General features: G+C 66.8%; 18 protein-coding genes. 9 read left to right on the forward strand and 9 right to left on the reverse strand.

The window, feature by feature from the left end; all coding sequences use genetic code 11:
* Window positions 1-154 precede the first annotated feature (154 nt).
* From NL126_RS18225 to NL126_RS18235, 3 genes are all read left to right on the forward strand, one after another.
* Entirely contained in the window at window positions 155-1,240 is a 1,086-nt protein-coding gene (locus NL126_RS18225; protein WP_255196308.1) for a PGF-CTERM sorting domain-containing protein, read from the forward strand.
* Window positions 1,241-1,344: 104 nt separating this feature from the next.
* Window positions 1,345-2,412, forward strand: a complete 1,068-nt coding sequence (locus NL126_RS18230; protein WP_255196309.1) for a PGF-CTERM sorting domain-containing protein — start codon at window positions 1,345-1,347, stop codon at window positions 2,410-2,412.
* An 81-nt stretch (window positions 2,413-2,493) separates the two neighbouring features.
* The gene (locus NL126_RS18235) at window positions 2,494-3,570 is read left to right on the forward strand and encodes a hypothetical protein (protein WP_255196310.1); all 1,077 of its coding nucleotides are present in this window, start codon (window positions 2,494-2,496) and stop codon (window positions 3,568-3,570) included.
* 6 nt (window positions 3,571-3,576) lie between these two features.
* On the opposite strand, the gene NL126_RS18240 is transcribed toward NL126_RS18235, so the two are convergent.
* The 5 genes from NL126_RS18240 to NL126_RS18260 form a co-directional block, all read right to left on the reverse strand.
* Window positions 3,577-4,374, reverse strand: coding sequence for an ABC transporter ATP-binding protein (locus tag NL126_RS18240; RefSeq protein WP_255196311.1), 798 nt, complete (start codon window positions 4,372-4,374; stop codon window positions 3,577-3,579).
* Window positions 4,371-5,534 (reverse strand): branched-chain amino acid ABC transporter permease, encoded by a 1,164-nt coding sequence (locus NL126_RS18245; protein ID WP_255196312.1) that lies wholly within the window; start codon window positions 5,532-5,534, stop codon window positions 4,371-4,373. The genes NL126_RS18240 and NL126_RS18245 overlap by 4 nt, the downstream gene beginning before the upstream one ends.
* Window position 5,535: 1 nt before the next feature.
* Window positions 5,536-6,399: a branched-chain amino acid ABC transporter permease gene (locus NL126_RS18250; protein WP_255196313.1), complete on the reverse strand. Its 864-nt coding sequence runs from the start codon at window positions 6,397-6,399 to the stop codon at window positions 5,536-5,538.
* Between the two features lie 6 nt (window positions 6,400-6,405).
* A complete protein-coding gene (locus tag NL126_RS18255; protein WP_255196314.1) occupies window positions 6,406-7,743 on the reverse strand; it encodes an ABC transporter substrate-binding protein in 1,338 nt (445 codons plus the stop codon).
* Window positions 7,744-7,822: 79 nt separating this feature from the next.
* Window positions 7,823-8,584, reverse strand: a complete 762-nt coding sequence (locus tag NL126_RS18260; protein WP_255196315.1) for an SDR family NAD(P)-dependent oxidoreductase — start codon at window positions 8,582-8,584, stop codon at window positions 7,823-7,825.
* Between the two features lie 74 nt (window positions 8,585-8,658).
* Here NL126_RS18260 and NL126_RS18265 point away from each other — a divergent pair, with 74 nt between their 5' ends.
* Together NL126_RS18265 and sod are read left to right on the forward strand one after the other, a co-directional pair.
* The gene (locus NL126_RS18265; RefSeq protein ID WP_255196316.1) at window positions 8,659-10,056 is read left to right on the forward strand and encodes a cryptochrome/photolyase family protein; all 1,398 of its coding nucleotides are present in this window, start codon (window positions 8,659-8,661) and stop codon (window positions 10,054-10,056) included.
* Window positions 10,057-10,159: 103 nt separating this feature from the next.
* Window positions 10,160-10,771, forward strand: coding sequence for a superoxide dismutase [Mn] (gene sod, locus NL126_RS18270; RefSeq protein WP_255196317.1), 612 nt, complete (start codon window positions 10,160-10,162; stop codon window positions 10,769-10,771).
* A gap of 87 nt (window positions 10,772-10,858) precedes the next feature.
* On the opposite strand, the gene NL126_RS18275 is transcribed toward sod, so the two are convergent.
* A complete protein-coding gene (locus tag NL126_RS18275) occupies window positions 10,859-11,281 on the reverse strand; it encodes a DUF7522 family protein (RefSeq protein WP_255196318.1) in 423 nt (140 codons plus the stop codon).
* Between the two features lie 106 nt (window positions 11,282-11,387).
* On the opposite strand from NL126_RS18275, the gene NL126_RS18280 reads away from it, so the two are divergent.
* The 3 genes from NL126_RS18280 to NL126_RS18290 all read left to right on the forward strand — a co-directional run bounded on the left by NL126_RS18280 (window position 11,388) and on the right by NL126_RS18290 (window position 13,644).
* Entirely contained in the window at window positions 11,388-11,654 is a 267-nt protein-coding gene (locus tag NL126_RS18280; protein WP_255196319.1) for a DUF5827 family protein, read from the forward strand.
* A complete protein-coding gene (locus NL126_RS18285; protein WP_255196320.1) occupies window positions 11,651-12,490 on the forward strand; it encodes an ATPase in 840 nt (279 codons plus the stop codon). Before NL126_RS18280 ends, NL126_RS18285 begins: the two co-directional genes overlap by 4 nt.
* 137 nt (window positions 12,491-12,627) lie before the next feature.
* Window positions 12,628-13,644, forward strand: coding sequence for an ATP-binding protein (locus tag NL126_RS18290; protein ID WP_255196321.1), 1,017 nt, complete (start codon window positions 12,628-12,630; stop codon window positions 13,642-13,644).
* Window positions 13,645-13,648: 4 nt separating this feature from the next.
* Here the strand turns inward: NL126_RS18290 and NL126_RS18295 are convergent, their stop codons facing one another.
* On the reverse strand, window positions 13,649-14,227 hold the full coding sequence (locus tag NL126_RS18295) for an MBL fold metallo-hydrolase (RefSeq protein WP_255196322.1): 579 nt from the start codon (window positions 14,225-14,227) through the stop codon (window positions 13,649-13,651).
* Between the two features lie 89 nt (window positions 14,228-14,316).
* Here NL126_RS18295 and NL126_RS18300 point away from each other — a divergent pair, with 89 nt between their 5' ends.
* Window positions 14,317-15,315 carry a presenilin family intramembrane aspartyl protease PSH gene (locus NL126_RS18300; protein WP_255196323.1) on the forward strand — a complete coding sequence of 333 codons (999 nt, stop codon included), beginning with the start codon at window positions 14,317-14,319 and terminating at the stop codon, window positions 15,313-15,315.
* Between the two features lie 181 nt (window positions 15,316-15,496).
* On the opposite strand, the gene NL126_RS18305 is transcribed toward NL126_RS18300, so the two are convergent.
* Both NL126_RS18305 and NL126_RS18310 read right to left on the reverse strand, forming a co-directional pair.
* Window positions 15,497-16,489, reverse strand: coding sequence for an ornithine cyclodeaminase family protein (locus NL126_RS18305; RefSeq protein WP_255196324.1), 993 nt, complete (start codon window positions 16,487-16,489; stop codon window positions 15,497-15,499).
* Window positions 16,490-16,551: 62 nt separating this feature from the next.
* Window positions 16,552-16,788 carry a DUF8015 family protein gene (locus NL126_RS18310; RefSeq protein WP_255196325.1) on the reverse strand — a complete coding sequence of 79 codons (237 nt, stop codon included), beginning with the start codon at window positions 16,786-16,788 and terminating at the stop codon, window positions 16,552-16,554.
* Window positions 16,789-16,967 lie beyond the last annotated feature (179 nt).

A 16,967-nucleotide genomic window follows, 5' to 3' on the forward strand; every position in this document is an offset into this window, starting at 1 on the left:
TGTGTCGCATAGATTGTAAAGTTTCCCACCCCATGTCTCGACCATCGTTTACCATCTGTTCGGTCGGGAGCGACCGGGCGCTCGTTGAGGCACTATAAAATCGCCGTGTATCCGCCGCACCAATCGGATGAGTCGAGGTTCCGTGTGGTCTCGTATGCAACGCGATTCGTCGTACCGGCGTGCGGTGTCGGTCGCCGTCCTCGCGCTGGCGCTGCTGCTCGCGGCCGTCGCCCCGGCGGTCACGGTCGCCGCTCAGCAGGACGTCAGGGTGGCTGACGGGCACACCGGCAGCGTGGACGGTGGTCGTGAAGACAACGAACAGCAACAGTACCCACTGAACTACTCGTTCTTCCCGGCGACGCGGACCCCGGGGAATCAGAACGGGGCGGCCGAACACTACGCGCTCGGCCTCACCGAGGACATCCGGCTCCACTGGATCGTCGTCACCTCGAAGGAGTTCGACTTCAGCAGCTGTGAGGCTGGCGACACAAACGCGTTCGGCGTCGACCGCGGCAACAACGACTCCGGCACGAAAACCGACGTGAGCCTGCTGACCTCCTACAGGAGCTACACCTCGACGCCGAACCAGATTCAGATTGCCTACTACAAGGAGGACGCCCTGGCCGGCGACCCCATCAGGATCAACGTGGAGGACGAGATCGTCGCCAAACAGTCGAACTGCTACAACAATCCCAAAGAGGCCGGTTGGTACCGCGTGAGTGGAATGATCAACGGGTCGACGAAGATGGACACGAACACTGACTACACCATCCAGGCCGGCACCCAGTACATCTACATCTGTGAGTGTTCGAGCCGCAAGGAGGCGCGCGAGAAGCTCGGTCCACCGCCGAACGAACAGGGTGGAAGCGAATCCTCGACGCCCGAACCGACCGCGACGGCCGCCCCCGAACAGACGGCGACGGCGGCGCAGACCGCCACAGCGACGGCGACGGCCCAGGCCACCCAGACGGCGCGCCAGCAGACCGCCACGGCGACGGTCTCGAACCGGAAGGCCGACGACCAGACGGCGACCGCGCAGGCGACCGCAACCGCCGGTTCGACGGGCGACGGGACGCCCGCACCCGGTTCTCAGTCGGACGGCGGGCAGCAGCCGTCGACCGCCGAGCAGCAGGCTGTCCCCACCACCCCGACGCTCGCGGAGGGGCCGGGCTTCGGTGCGCTCCTCTCGGTGCTGGCGCTCGTGGGTGCCGCACTCGTCGCGCTCCGCCGCCGGCAGTAACGACCCCCTGCAGTTCGTCGATTCCCTCCTCGACCCGCATATAAATCACCGGTAGTCTACTGCAGTAGACCGATGGGTGACACCTCCTGAATGCCGATACAGGCATGCCGGAATCTCTCTCCCGCCGTACAGTTACGGTTCTCGTCCTCACGGTCGCGCTGCTCCTCGCGGCCGTCGGCCCGTCGGTCGCGCTCGTCGCGACACAGCAGGACTACGAGGTCGCCGACGGCCGCCAGGGTCGCGTCGACCCCGGTCGGGAGGACGACGAGAGCCAGGAGTTCCCCATCAACATCACGTTCTACCCCATCGACCACGCGCCCGGCGTGACCAACGGTGCGTTCGAGGTGTACGCCTCGGGACTCACCGAGGACATGACCGTCCACTGGGTCGTCCTCGAGACACGGGCGTTCGACGTCGGCACCTGCAAGGCGAGCGACGCGAGCGCGTTCGGCATCGACCGCGGGAACGACGAAGCCGGCACCAAGACCAACCAGGGACTGCTGACGGCGTACAAGACCTACGAGTCGAAGCCCAGTGGGTTCTTCATCGGGTTCTACAAGGAGTCGGCGCTCGCGGGCGAACCGGTCGTCGCCACCACCAGCGACCAGGTCGTCGCCCGACAGAACAACTGCGTCAACAACCCCGAAGAGCCGGGCTGGTACCGCGTGAACGGCTACATCAACGGCTCGACGAAGAACGACACGACCACCGACTACACCATCTACGCGACCAGCCAGTACACCTACGTCTGCGACTGTTCGAGCCGCGAGGAAGCCCGCGAGAAACTCGGCCCGCCGCCGAACGAGCAGAGTGGTAGCGAGTCCTCGACGCCCGAGGCCACCGCGACGGCGACTGCCACGACCACCTCGACACCAGACCAGCAGACGACCACTGCCACGACCACCCCGACACCAGACCAGCAGACGACCACTGCCACGGCCGGTCCGAAACAGGACGGGGTGAGCCCGACGCCCCGCCCACAGACGGCGACGACCCCCACACCCACCCAGTCCGTCGACGACGGCAACTCGACGCCGACAGCCCAGACGACCGCCACCGAGAACCGGGCCGTCGCAACCACGCCCACGCTCGCGGAGGGGCCGGGCTTCGGCCCCCTGCTCGCCGTGCTTGCGCTCATCGGTGCGGCCCTCCTCCTGGGTCGCCGACCGTAGCCGTCGCGGCACACGCTCACTTATAAAAACCCAGTACTCTGGCGCGCTAAACCGATAAGGTACGTTTCCGTTCCCCCGCGTATGACAAGCGCTACCGCGAGTCGCACGGTCGTGGTGGTCGTCCTCGCGCTCGGGCTGTTCGTCGCGGCCGTCGCTCCGTCGGTCGCACTCGTCGCGAATCAGGACGACTATGAGGTCGCCGACGGGAGAACCGGCGGCGTCGACCCCGGGCGCGAGGACGACGAGGACCAGGTGTTCCCCATCAACTACACCTACCTCCCGGTGACTCGGGAGCCGGGCAACACCAACGGTGCCTACGAGGTGTACGCCTCCGGCCTCACCGAGAACATCACCGGCCACTGGGTCGTCCTCGAATCCGCCGACTTCGGGTTCAGTTCCTGCACCTCGGGTGACGCGAGCGCGTTCGGTATCGACCGCGGGAACGACGACCCCGGCACCCAGACCGACGTGAGCCTCATCACCGCCTACAAGTCCTACACCTCGACCGAGGACGGCATCTACATCGAGTTCTACAAGGAGTCGGCGCTGGCTGGCGAGCCCATCAAGGCGTTCGTCGACGACCAGATCGTCGCCAAGCAGAACAACTGCATGAACAACCCGTCCGAACCGGGCTGGTACCGGCTGAGCGGCCACATCAACGGCTCGACGAAACACGACACGACGACCGACTACAAGATCTACGCCGGGACGCAGTACGTCTACGTCTGTGAGTGTTCGAGCCGCGAGGAGGCACGCGAGAAACTCGGCCCGCCGCCGAACGAGCAGGGTGGCTCGCAGGCCTCGACGCCCGAACCCACCGCGACAGCAGCGGCGACCGCGACGGCGACACCGGCCGCCCCGGACGAGACCGCTACGCCACGGGCGACGGCCACAGCCGTCGAACAGTCACAGACAGCCACCGAGCACCAACCGTCCAACAACCAACCGGACGAGCAGCCCGCCACGGCGACGGCCGGGGCGACAACGACGAGTACGGGACAGTCGGCGCCGACGGCGCAGAACCGTCGAGGAGGCGCAGGGACCGCCACGGTGACGATTTCCAGCCCGACGCTCGCGGAGGGGCCGGGGTTCGGTGTCCGTTTCGCAGTGCTGGCGCTCGCCGTCGCTGGCCTGCTGGCACTGCGAAGAAGGGAGTAATCGGCGCTACTCGTCGTCCGCGCCGAGATACGCTTCCTGCACCACGGGGTCGTTCCGGATCTCCTCGGGCGTCCCTTCGGCGATCTTCGAGCCGAAGTTGATGACGATGGCCCGGTCGATGAGGTTGAGCAGCCCACGCATGTTGTGGTCGACGACGACGAGCGTCGTCCCCTCGTCGCGGAGCTCGTTCAGCAGGTCCGAGAGGTGGCCGATCTCACCCTCGGCGAGACCGGCGAACGGCTCGTCGACGAGCATCAGGTCGGGGTCGGTCGCCATCGCGCGACCGATTTCGAGCCGGAGCATCCCCGCGTGGGGCAGTTCTTCCGGCGTCCGGTAGAGGTCGTCACCGAGCCCGACCCGTTCACAGAGGTCGATGGCCTGCGACCGGGTCTTTCCGAGCAGCCCCGACGTCGAGAACAGTTCGTCCGGGACGAGCGCGGTCTGGAGGTTCGCCAGCACCGTGCGGTCACGGAACGGTCGGAACTCCTGGAACGTCCGGGCGAGTCCCTTGTTCACCATGTCGTAGGCGGTCGACCCCGTGACGTCCTCGCCACGGTAGTAGACGGTGCCTTCCGTGGGCGGGTAGCGGCCGGTGATGCAGTTGAACGTCGTGGACTTCCCAGCGCCGTTCGGGCCGATGAAGCCGAGAATCTCCTGCTCCTCGACCGCGAACGAGAGGTCGTCCACGGCGATGAGCCCACCGAACCGCTTGGTGAGGTGGTCGGCGACGAGGACACCGTCGTCCGGGTCGAACTGGTCGCGGACGACCTCGGCGTCGCCGCCGTCGTCGGTGCCGGAGCTCATGGTTTCCCCTCCCGGCCGCGGCCGATGAGGTCACGCAGGTCGTCGACCCACCGCTCCACGATGCGCTCGACGGGGGCTTTTCCGCCATCGGCGACGGGTTCGCCGTCGCTCGTGCCGAATCGCGCCCGGCTCTCGTGGACCAGCCGGGGGACGATGCCCTCCGGGAGGTAGAACAGGAAGCCGAGCGTGATGACGGCGAAGATGAGGAAGTAGAACTCCCCGATGGGCGCGTTCAACACCGGGATGGTCACCTCCAGGTTCCGCAGCTGGATACGGAGGAGGTAGAAGAACAGCCCACCGATGGCTGCGCCGGTGATGGTGCTCATGCCGCCGAGGATGGCGGCCACGATGACTTCGATGCTCACTACGAGCGCGAGCAGCTCAGAGACCGTGAACGAGCCGACGACGCTGAAGCCGTACGTCGCGCCCGCGAGGCCACCGATGAGCCCCGAGAGCAGGAACGCGAACAGCTTGAACTTCGCCGGGTTCTTGCCGGTCGCCGCCACGGCGACGTCGTCCTCGCGGATGGCGGTGAACACGATGCCGGCGTCCGACCGCGTCACCGCGAGGAACACCACCATCGCCAGCAAGAACACCCCCAGCGCGAGGTAGAAGCCGGAGATGGGCGAGAAGCCCGGGCTCGGAATCGGGCCGATGCCCGGGAACTTGTCGACGGTACCGACGCTCACGAGCCCGAGTTCGCCACCCGTCAGGTCCGGGAAGAACCGGAAGACGGAGATGACGATGATGGGCGTGACGAGCGTCACCAGCGAGAAGTACGGTCCCTTCAGCCGCAGCGACGGGAAGCCGATGAGCAGGCCCGCGATGGCCGCGGCGACCGCGCCGAGTGGTGCGGCGAGCCAGGGGTTGACGCCGAGATGCAGGTTCAACATCCCTGCCGAGTAGCCGCCGACCCCGAAGAAGAGGCCGTGACCGAACGAGATCTCGCCGGTGTAGCCCGAGACGACGTCCCAGCTCATCACGAACGTCGCAAAGAACAGCGCACCCGTGAGATGCAGCGTGTTGATTGGCGGTGCGAAGAGCGGGAACACGAACAGCACCAGCAGGCCGACGAGCCCGAGCTGGTGTCGGGTCGACATCGACATCGGATTGAGGATGTCGCCCCAGGTCTTGACGTCTGTTTCAGTTTCTCCTGCCATCTTACTCCTCCGCGAGCTCGCGGCCGAACAGGCCCTCCGGTTTCACCAACAGCACCAGTACGAGGATGACGAGCGCCGACACGCCCGCGAGTCGGGTGCTGATGTACGACACGGTGATCTGGTCGAGGAAGCTGATGAGGTACGCCCCGATGACGCTCCCCCGGATGCTTCCCAGCCCACCGATGACGACGATACTGAACGACAGCAGCAGCGGCGTCCGGCCCATGAACGGCGTGGCCGTCTGGAACGACGCGAGGAACACGCCCGCGAGCCCCGCCAGGATGCCGGCGAGGACCCACGTGTACGTGTAGATGCTGTCGGCCTCGATGCCGACGAGCGCCGCGCCCTTCTCGGACATCGAGGTCGCGAGGATGGCCTGTCCCGTCTTCGTCCGGTTGACGAAGTAGAACAGCGCGCCGATGAGCACCCACGACAGGGCGAACACCGCGATGCGGTTGTTGCGGACGTCGTAGCCGCCAACCGAGCTCGACCCCTCGACGAGGCTCGACACGGCGAGCGCCTGCCCACCGAAGACGATGAGCGCGACCTGCTCGACGATAAGCCCCATCACCAGTGTCAGTATCAACACGGTCACCGGGTTGTGTCTGGCCTTTCGGATGAGTCCCTTGTACATCAGCAGCGAGAACAGCGCCCCGCCGAGCGCGGCAGCCAGCGCGGCGACGTACACGCTATCGACCAGTCCGTTGACGTAGTAGGCACTGTAGGCGCCCACCGTGATGATAGCGCCGTGTGCGAGGTTCAACACCCCGCCCACGCCGAAGATGAGCGTGAAGCCGATGGCGACCAGCGAGTACAGTGCCCCGAGCAGGAGCACGTTGATGAGGACGTTTGCGGCGTTTACCATCGGTGTTCAGGCCCAGGGTGGTGCCTGGTACTCGGCCTGCTGGAGGTCGTCGGGCCAGATGACCTTCTGGACCCCCGAGTCACCCTCCTTCTGCCACTGGAAGTAGAGACCCTGTGCGAGTTCGGGGCCGTACTTCACGTCGTGGGGGAACCGCCCGTTCTTTCCGAAGAACTCGATGGTGCCCGACGTGCCGGTGAAGCTCATGCTCTCGAGCTCGCTCACGAGGTCGTCGCCGTTGACCGACTCGGCGGCCTCGATGGCGTCCTTCGCCATGTAGACCGCGTCGTACGCGGAGTAGCCCGTGTAGACGGGGAGTGCGCCGTCGTACTCGTCGGCGTACGCCTCGGCGTACGGGATGGTCTTGTCCGTGACCGGGGAGTTCGCCGTCGCGGTCGTCTGCGAGAACGTCGAGATGGCCGCGCCCTTCGTCGCGTCGTAGAACACCGGCAGCTGGGTCGGGACGTGAATCCCGCCGAAGCCGAACGGCCGCTGCTGCTGGGCCCACTGGACCAGCGCGGTCGTCCCGATGTGCGCGAGCGCCGTGAACGCCCCGTCGACGTTGTTGGCTTCCAGCCGGTCGTAGATCGGCGTGAAGTCCTCGGTCCCCTCCGCGATGCGCTGGACCTGCGTGACTTCCACGTCGACCTCGGATTCGAGCCGGTTCTTGATGACCTTCGTCACCGGCTCGGTCCACTTGTAGTCCTCCGCGAGGAACGCGATCTTCTCCCAGCCCATCTGCTCGAAGCGGTCCTTCGCGAACTGGATCTGCGACTCCGCGAGGAACACGGAGTTCACGGGGCCGACCCGGAACCAGTACTTGTTCGTCTCGTAGTCCTCGCCCACGAGTGCGGGCGCCTCCGGCGTCGCCGCGCCGGCCGTGAGGTGCGGCGTCTGTGCCTGCCCGATGTTGCCCATGATCGAGAGCAACTGCTCGGAGCCGAAGATGCCGACCGTCGCGTGGACGTTCTCGCCCGTCGTCAGCTCCTGGTAGCCCTGTCGCGTCGTCGCGGGGTCGTCTTTCGTGTCCTTCGTGATGACCTCGACGTCGGAGCCTGCGATGCCGCCGTCGGCGTTGATCTCCTTCGCCGCGAGGTTCGCGCTCTTCAGAATCGAGTCGCCCATCGGCGAGTCGATGGGGCCCAGTGCGCCCAGTTTGACGGTGTCGGGGACGCCGCCGCCGCCCCCACCGATCGTGCTCGTACAGCCGGCGAGGGTGACTGCCCCCGCACCGACACCGGTCGCCTTTAGGAAGGAACGCCGCCCGACGTTTCCAACGTTCGTTGCCCGGCCGGTCCGGTTTCCAGTCTCTGGAGTTCCGCTCGTGCCCTTTCCATCGTTAACCATGGTGGCTGTGAACCGTTAGCAATACAGTATACATAAATGTACGGGCTGTTGCCGGTGTACGGTATAAATGGAAGTCCGTTTACCGGGCGGTCCAGCCGCCGTCGACCGCGAGGACACCCCCCGTAATATAACTCGCTGCCGCTCCCGCGAGGAACGCGACCGGCGCAGCGATCTCGCGCGGCTCGGCGAAGCGGTCGAGTGGCGTTCGTTCGCGGACGGACGCTGCGAGCTCGTCGTTCTCGACGAGGTCCGCCGTGAGGTCGGTCGCGACGTACCCCGGCGCGACGCAGTTGACCCGGACGTCCGGCGCCCAGTCCAGCGCGAGGCTCTTCGTCAGTCCGACGAGCCCGTGTTTCGAGGCGACGTACGGATGTTGGCGGGGAAGGCCGACGAGACCGCCGACGGAGGCGACGTTGACGAGGCTGCCGCCCCGGTCAGCGAGGTCCTCGGCGGCGACCCGTGCACAGGTGAACGCGCCGCCGAGATTCACGTCGAGGACGTGGTCGAACGCCTCGTCGTCGACCCGTTCCGGCGTCCCGAGCGCGGCGTCCGGATTGATGCCCGCGTTGTTCACGACGACGTCGAGTGGCCCGAGTTCGTCGCGAACCGCGTCGAACGCGCGGGCCACGTCCTCGCCGTCGGCGACGTCGGCGGTGACGACACACGACTCGCGGCCCCGGTTGCGAACCTCCGCGGCGACCTGTTCCACGTCGTCTGTCGAGCGGGAGAGCGGCGCGACGTCGGCCCCAGCGTCCGCGAGTCCGTGTACGATACCGCGACCGATACCGCGAGAGCCGCCGGTCACGACGGCCGTCTTGCCCGTGAGGTCGAACTCGTCCATACGCGGCCGTCGCCCCACGCCGACAAGAGCGTACCGGGGGTAGCTATACACCGGTTCCGTACGTCGATAGTGGCGTGCGACTCCACTGGCATCGCCACGACCTGCGGGTCACGGACAACTGGGGGCTGTCGGCGGCCGACGACGTGGTGCTCCCGGTGTTCGTGTTCGACGACGAGATACTCCAGTTCGGCTCGCCTCCGCGAGTGGCGTTCATGCTCGACGCCCTCGCGGCGCTCCGTGCGGACTACCGGGAGCAGGGTGGCGACCTCTATCTCGCCCACGGTGACCCCTCCGCCGTGCTCCCGGACCTCGCGACTGAGGTCGGCGCGGCCACCCTCAGCTACACCGAGGACTACTCCGGGCTCGCCGCAGAGCGTGACCGGGTCGTCACCGAGGCGCTCGATAGCGAGGGCATCACGGTCGAGGGCTACCACGACGCGCTCCACCACGAACCTGGCTCCATCACGACGAACGCCGGTGACCCGTACTCGGTGTACACCTACTTCTGGACGAAGTGGCGGAACCGTGAGAAAGCCGACCCGTACGACCCACCCGAGCAGGTGGTCGACCGACCGGGCGACGCCCTCCCAGCCCTCGCGGACCTGGGGTTCGACGAGCCCGTCGCGGACATCGAGCCCGCCGGGACCGGCCGTGCCCGGGAGCGACTCGCTGACTTCTGTGCGGGACCCATCTACGACTACGCCGACCGGCGGGACTATCCGGCCGACGAGTGCACCTCACGGCTCTCCACACACCTCCGGTGGGGTACCATCGGTGTCCGCGAGGTGTACGCCGCCACCGACCGGGCGATGGCCGACGCGCCCGACGCCGACGCCCGCGAGTCCGTCGAGGCGTTCCAGTCACAGCTCGCGTGGCGGGAGTTCTACCACCACGTGCTCAACTTCACCCCCGAGGTGGTCACGCAGAACTACAAATCGTACGAGCAGGCCATCGAGTGGCGGGACGACCAGGCGGAGATCGCCGCGTGGAAGGCCGGCGAGACCGGCTACCCCATCGTCGACGCGGGGATGCGCCAGCTCCGCGAGGAGGCGTACATGCACAACCGGGTGCGGATGATCGTCGCGTCGTTCCTCACGAAGGACCTCCTCGCCGACTGGCGCCACGGCTACGCCCACTTCCGCGAGCACCTCGTCGACCACAACACCGCCAACGACAACGGCGGCTGGCAGTGGGCCGCGTCGACGGGAACGGACGCCCAGCCGTACTTCCGCATCTTCAACCCGACCACGCAGGGTGAACGCTACGACCCCGACGCCGCATACATCCACGAGTACGTGCCGGAACTCGCGGGTGTGTCCGCCGAGACGATTCACGCGTGGCCCGACCTCTCGCCCAGCGAACGCCGGGATGCGACCCCCGACTACCCCGACCCCATCGTCGACCACGGCGAGCGGCGCGAGCAGGCGGTAACGATGTTCAAGCGGGCGCGAGGAGAGGACCCAGACGAGTAGCCGACGTGTCAGAAATTATACTTAAATTCACTACCGGGGAAACCCGACAGCCTCCTCAATCTTTTTCACCGCCGCGGTTGTTGGTTCCTTCGGAGGAGATACTATGAGTGAACGTTCAAACCCCGAACTCGAACCGCTCCCGTATGACTACGACGCGCTGGAACCCTCGATCAGCGAGCAGGTGCTGACGTGGCATCACGACACGCACCACCAGGGGTACGTGAACGGCCTCGACTCCGCCGAGGAGACGCTCGCGGAGAACCGTGCCAACGGGGACTTTTCGTCCTCCGGCTCGGCGATGCGCAGCGTCACCCACAACGGCTGTGGACACTATCTCCACGAGCTGTTCTGGAACAACATGGACCCCAACGGCGGCGGCGAACCCGAGGGTGAGCTCGCCGCCCGCATCGAGGAGGACTTCGGCTCCTACGAGGGCTGGAAGGGCGAGTTCAAGGCAGCCGCCTCGGCCGCCGGTGGCTGGGCGCTGCTGGTGTACGACCCCGTCGCCAAGCAGCTCCGTAACGTCGTCGTCGACAAGCACGACCAGGGGGCGCTCTGGGGCGCACACCCCATCCTCGCGCTGGACGTCTGGGAGCACTCGTACTACTACGACTACGGTCCGGCTCGTGGCGACTTCATCGACGCCTTCTTCGACGTCGTCAACTGGGACAACGTCGCCCAGCAGTACGAGAAGACCGTCTCGAAGCACGAGTAACCCCGAGTTTCACGACTCGTCACCATTCTTTCGAGCACACCACCCACCAGCTGCGGCGCCGTGGTCGGGGAGTCAGCCGCCGCCGAGTCAGTCGTCCGCGGTGACGTGTGAGTCGTTCGGCTCGTCGGAGCCCCGAATCGAGTCGTATTCGATCTCGCTCGTCTGCAGTCGGTCGAACAGCTCCCCGAAATCGTGCGTCTTCCCTCTGTCGACGCTCGCGAGGACGCCCACGTCCTCGATGAACGTTCTGAACGTCGAGAACTCGTCGAACCCCCGAACCGTGTACTGGTACTCGGCGTACGTGAGGTCGTTGTAGGTGCGGCGGGTGATGTAGCCGTATCGCTCGTTGTCGATGTACTGCTCGGGGTCGTGGCCGTCGAGGCTGTCGGCCACGTCCTCCCGAATGTAGAGACAGCGTTCACCGTCCGCATCGAAGGTCCACACGTCCCGGAGTGCGTCCCCTGCGAACTCGCGGAAGATGGCGACGAACGCCTCGGAGTCGTCATTCATCCCGAGCGAATAGTCGCACAGCATATGAGAATCCTCTCCCCGAATCGATTCTCGATACGCTACGCGACACGTAGCGTTTACCCACCCCTCCCCCTAAGGTCCGGCAATGCCACGACCGAAAGCCACGTTCGACGACCTGCGGAGCTTCGAGTTCCGCGACCCCGAGGACGTGCTCGACGCGGACACGATGTACACCGTCTACGAGATCGCCCGACTGCTGCAGGGGCTGGAGCCGGACCGCGAACTCGACGCGGCGACCGAGGACATCCTGCTCGACTGGGCCATCCCGTGGATGCTCGACCACGAGTCGTCGTTCGTGTTCGCCGAGCCGGACGGCGACGACGAGCCGGGGTTCTACGGCCTCCGGGAATGAAGCTGCTCGTCGCGGGCGGTGCCCGGGTCGACGCCGGCAAGACCACGTTCTCCGTCGGCCTCTGTCACGAGACGAGCGCCACGGGGTACAAACCACGGGCCGGCAACGACTACTGGTTCGACCAGGACGACTACCGCACCGCCGTCGAACAGGGGCGACTCTACGGGAAGGACGCGAAACGCCTCGCCGACGCCTCGCCGGGCGATCCCGAACCCGAGGACCTGAACCCGGTCCACCGACTCTGGCTGCCGACGCCTGGCGAGGGGAAGGGGTTGCTCGGACAGGACGAGCGCGCGTTCGTCTGTGACCGGGTTCGCGTCGCCGAGGCGTCGTCGCTGCCGACGACCGCCGCAGGCGATGTCTACGTCGCCAACGGGCAGCGCGAGCCCCCGACATCGGCTGTCGAGACGCTCCCGCTCGACGGTGCCGAGCGCGTCGACAGCCTCCCCGCGTTCAACGGGCTGATGAGTTCGGTGCACGGCCCCGCGACCGATGCGCTCGGTGACCGCATCGCCGCCGCCGACCGCGCAGTCGTCGAGTCGTACGCCGACATCGCCCGGCCGCTCACCGACCTCGACGTGGACGCCGTGGCGGTCGTCGAGCCCCGTCGGTGTCGAGTGTACGACGGCGACCGCTACACGAAGGCCTGTGAGGTCGCCGCTGGTAGCGCCCACGAGGGGCAACTCGAGGAGCGCGTCGGGAACGTCGTCGACTTGCTGGAGCCGGCGGCGACCGTCGAACTCCCGGCGATCGATGCCGCAACGCGGGCGGACCCGGCGGCCGTAGCCGACGCGTACGCCCCGGCGTACGAGGCGCTGCTCGCCTCGGCACTCTGAGGGGGGCTGCGCGCGCCCGTACATATCAGGCCCCACACTTATCTGGCTGGTATCGTACGGTCCCGTAGATGGGCGGGCCGGGGCCGAATACAGGGGAGGACGACGAGCACCCGTCGTCGGTACGGGGTGCGTCACTGGTGGACGAACGCGACGTCGACAGCCTCGCCCCCGCCTACGTCGATGCGTTGCCGACCCTCTTTTTCGTACTCGACACCTCGGGGCGGCTCGTTGACTGGAACCGCCAGCTCGAATCCATCACCGGGGACGGCGGGGAGCCACTGCGGGGCCGTCGACTCGCCTCGCTGGTCGCCGAACCGGACACCGAGTCCGTCGGCGACTGGCTGACGGGGGTGTTCGACGACGAGCGCACAGCGACGGCGGAGTTCGCGGTGGCGACCAACACTGACGAGTCCGTCCCACACCGCTTCGAGGCGGGGCCACTGGTCGACGACCACGGGGCCGTCGTCGGTGCCGTGGGGACGGCGAGCGACGTCAGCGCCGAGCGGGCACGGCTGCGCGAGTACGAGGCGAAGGCGGCGCGGTTTGAGCGGTTCGCCGCCATCGTGAGCCACGACCTGCGGAACCCGCTGGCCGTGGCCGACGGCTATCTCGATCTCGCGCGTTCGGATGCGGAGTTCGACCACCTCGAGCACGTCGAGGCCGCACACGACCGGATGTGGGACCTCATCGACACATTGCTCCAGCTCGAACAGGACGACGGCGAACTCGACGACGTGGAGGCGGTCGACCTCAACGGGGTCGTGACCGACGCGTGGACGGGCGTGACGACTGAGCGGGCGTCGCTCTCCGTCGTCGGCGACCTCGGGACCGTACAAGGCAACAGGGAGCGGCTCGGCCAACTGTTCGAGAACCTGTTTCGCAACAGTGTCGAGCACGGCTCGACGGTTGAGCAGGGAGACGCCGGCGTCACCGTGACCGTTCGCCCGACGGCCACCGGGTTCTGTGTCGTCGACGACGGCCCGGGGCTTCCCGAGGGGCGAGACGACCTGTTCGCCGACGGCGTCACGACCAAACCCGGCGGGACGGGCCTCGGACTCGCCATCGTCGCCAGCGTCGCGGAGGCCCACGGTTGGACGGTCGAGGCGAGCGAGAGCGAGTCCGGTGGTGCCCGCTTCGACGTTCGAACGGAGTAGTGACTCAGTAGCTTCGAGCCGCTTGCAAGGCGAGTTCGACGTGAGCGTACGCGTCCTGTGTCGCGCTCGGACCGTGGCCGGTGTGAAGTTCGCTCAGAGGTTCGTCGACGGTCTCGAGGACGTACTCGATGCTCTCGATGAGGGTCCGGCGGTCCCCCTCCGGGAGGTCCGTGCGGCCGAACCCACCGTTGGTGAACACGAGGTCGCCCGCGAACAGCACGGCGGCCTCGGCCGAATACAGGCAGAGGTGGTCGTTCTTGTGGCCGGGAGTGTGGAGCGCGCGATAGTCGTGGTCGCCGAGCTGGACCGTCTCGCCGTCGGCGATTGCGTGGTCGACGAGTTCGTGCTCCGGGTCGAACCCCCACACGTCCACGTCGAAGGCGTCCACGACGGCCGCGGTGTTCCCGATGTGGTCGGGATGGGTGTGTGTGAGCACGACAGCATCGAGGTCGCCCACCTGGTCCCGGATGCGCTCGACGACGTCGAACTCGCTGCCGGGGTCGACGAGTACCGTTCGCTCGCCGTCCACGAGGAAGGCGTTGCTGGTGAACGCCCGCACACCCTGCGCGAGGTTGGAAATCATGCACGTCGGTAGCCGCCCCCGGTACTTTCCGGTGTCGCTTGTGACCGCCGAACGCAACGCCCTTACGCCAGCCGTGACTCCCATCACGCATGAGACGGGCGTACGCCGCCGTCGCCGCCATCGTCGGCATCTTCCTTTGTATCCAGCTCGGTGCACTCGCGCTGGTCGAGCCGTTCCAGGCCGCCGGCTACCAGACCGTCGAGGACCCGACGGACCCGACGAACTCGGTGCTGTACATCGGCGCCATCCTCGTCGCCACGGCCGTCATGCTCGCCGCGTTCAAGTACGACGCCGACGTGGTCGTCCGGCTGCTGGTCATCGTCTCCGCGACGTTCATCAGCTACTACGTGTTCACCGTCCTCCTCCCGGTGGTCGAGGTGTTCGGCGTCAACGGGCTCGCCGTCGCCGCCGCACTCGGGCTGGCTGCCGCGCTCGCACTCTACCCCGAGTGGTACGTCATCGACGGCGCGGGCATCGTGATGGGTGCGGGCGCAGCGGGGCTGTTCGGCATCTCGTTCGGCCTCCTGCCGGCCATCCTCCTGCTGATCGGGCTCGCCGTCTACGACGCCATCTCGGTGTACGGCACCGAACACATGCTCGACCTCGCCTCAGGCGTGATGGACCTCAAGGTGCCCGTCATTCTCGTCGTCCCGCTCACACTGTCGTACTCGTTCCTCGACAGCGAGATGCCGGAGACGAAGCCGGACCCCGACGAGGAGGACGACGAAACGGACGATGCAAACGACGCGGACGGTGCAACGGGCGACGACGCCGAGCAAGCGCCGCTTGACCGGGACGCGTTCTTCATCGGCCTCGGTGACGCCGTCATGCCGACCGTGCTGGTCGCGAGTGCGGCGTTCTTCGCCCCGGCGTCCATCCCCACGCTGAACCTGCTGGGCGTCGAGGCCGCCCTGCCCGCCGTGACGGCGATGGTGGGCACCATCCTCGGGCTCCTCGTGCTGATGCGGATGGTGATGAAGGGGCGGGCACACGCCGGGCTCCCGCTGCTCAACGGTGGGGCCATCGCCGGCTACCTCGTGGGCGCGCTCGCGGTCGGAATTCCGCTGCTGCAGGCCGTTGGGCTGTGAGCGAGTTCTCGGTGCTGAAATGATTTTCAGGAAACAGTTTAGTGCCACACCCCCGCATCCTGGCATGGGGCGTCTGCCCCGCCCGATGTGCCCCGCTGACGGCTACGGCCCTCGAGGCTCTCTCTTGCCTCGGGCCCACCCCTCGCGTCGGCAAGGTCGGTTGGCCCCGTCGCTCAGGTTCTCAGCGTAGTGCTTCACTCGCCGGTGCGAAGTCGATGGTCTGGCCCAGACCCTCGGCTTTCGCGCGCTCGTAGAGCATGGCGGCGGCGGCGACCGTCTCGATGCCCGTCCCACCGGAGTCGAACACCGTGATCTCCTGTCGGTTCTCGCGGCCTGGTGCGTTGCCCGCGACGATGTCGCCGAGCTCCGCGTGGATGTCGTCGTCCGTCACCGCGCCCTCCTCGCGGGCCAACAGGAACGAACCGGCGTCCTGGAGTGCGCGCTCGCGAAGGTCGGGGACGTACTTCGCGTTCGCGACGGTCGTGGCGTCGAGTTCGCGCTTGTCGGGGTCGTACTGCCCCATCGCGGTCACGTGCGTTCCCTGCTCCAGCAACTCGCCGTCGAACACGGGTTCGGTGGCGTTCGTCGCGGTGATGACGATGTCAGCGCCCTCGACCGCCGCGTCGGAGGAGGGAACGGCAGCCACGGCGGCGTCGAGTTCGTCGTTCATCGTCGCGGCGAACGACTCGCGGTGGTCCTTCGTCGGCGAGAACACGTTGACGGTTGCGATACCGCGGACCGCGTCCAGGGCTCGCAGTTGGCCCTTCGCCTGTGCGCCCGAGCCGATGACGGCGACCACCTCGGCGTCGGGGCGAGCGAGGACGTCGGCGCCCACCGCTCCCACGGCACCGGTCTTGTACGGGTTGAGCGACGCGCCGTCGAGGAGGGCGATAGGTCGCCCGCTCTCGACATCGAACAGCGGCAGGAAGAAGTGGGCGTCCACGTCACCGAAGCCGGCGGCGTACTGGTAGCCACCCATTACGCCCGTCTCCGGGAGGATGGCCATGTAGCCGGTGAGCATCCCGGCGGGGTCGGGGTTCACCAGCTTGGTTCGGGGTTTCGCGGCCGCTCCTTCGCCGCGTTGCCGGTAGCCGTCTCGAACGGCCTCGACGTACTCTGCGGGCTCTGCGAGTCCACGGACTTCCTCGCTCGTCAGGAACAGCACCTCGGTCATACCCGTCGTTCACGGGGTACGGTAATCAGCGTAGTGGCTGGCGGAGAAGCGGTCGGTAGTGGTCAGTTCGCGCCGAGGTCGGGGCCGTCAGCGGGCGAGCGGGTCGGCGAGGCAGGAGTTGGGGCCGAGGCGTCGCTCGGAGTGCGGACGAACATGCCGTGACCGATGAGCAGCACCGCCACGAGGGAGGCGGCGATGATGGCGGTCGTCAGCGAGACGCCCGCGACGAAGAGGAGCGCGGAGCCACCTCCAAGCGCGAGCGGAATGAGCCCGAGAACAAGGTCGTAATATCCTGCCATATCTGATACTATCTATGAGAGTTATTGACATAAGTGTTTTTCATACGTGGGTGATACAATATCAGCTAACCACGGGTGTATAACGGGTGGCCACTGTATTGGTTTTCTATAAGTTATAGAAATATATTCGGCCCCCAAACCGTACTGAGAGGACCTCTCCCACGAGTTCCGCCGGATTC

Origin of the sequence: Halorarius litoreus (assembly GCF_024362405.1) — an archaeon.
GTDB classification, from domain to species: Archaea; Halobacteriota; Halobacteria; order Halobacteriales; family Haloarculaceae; genus Halorarius; species Halorarius litoreus.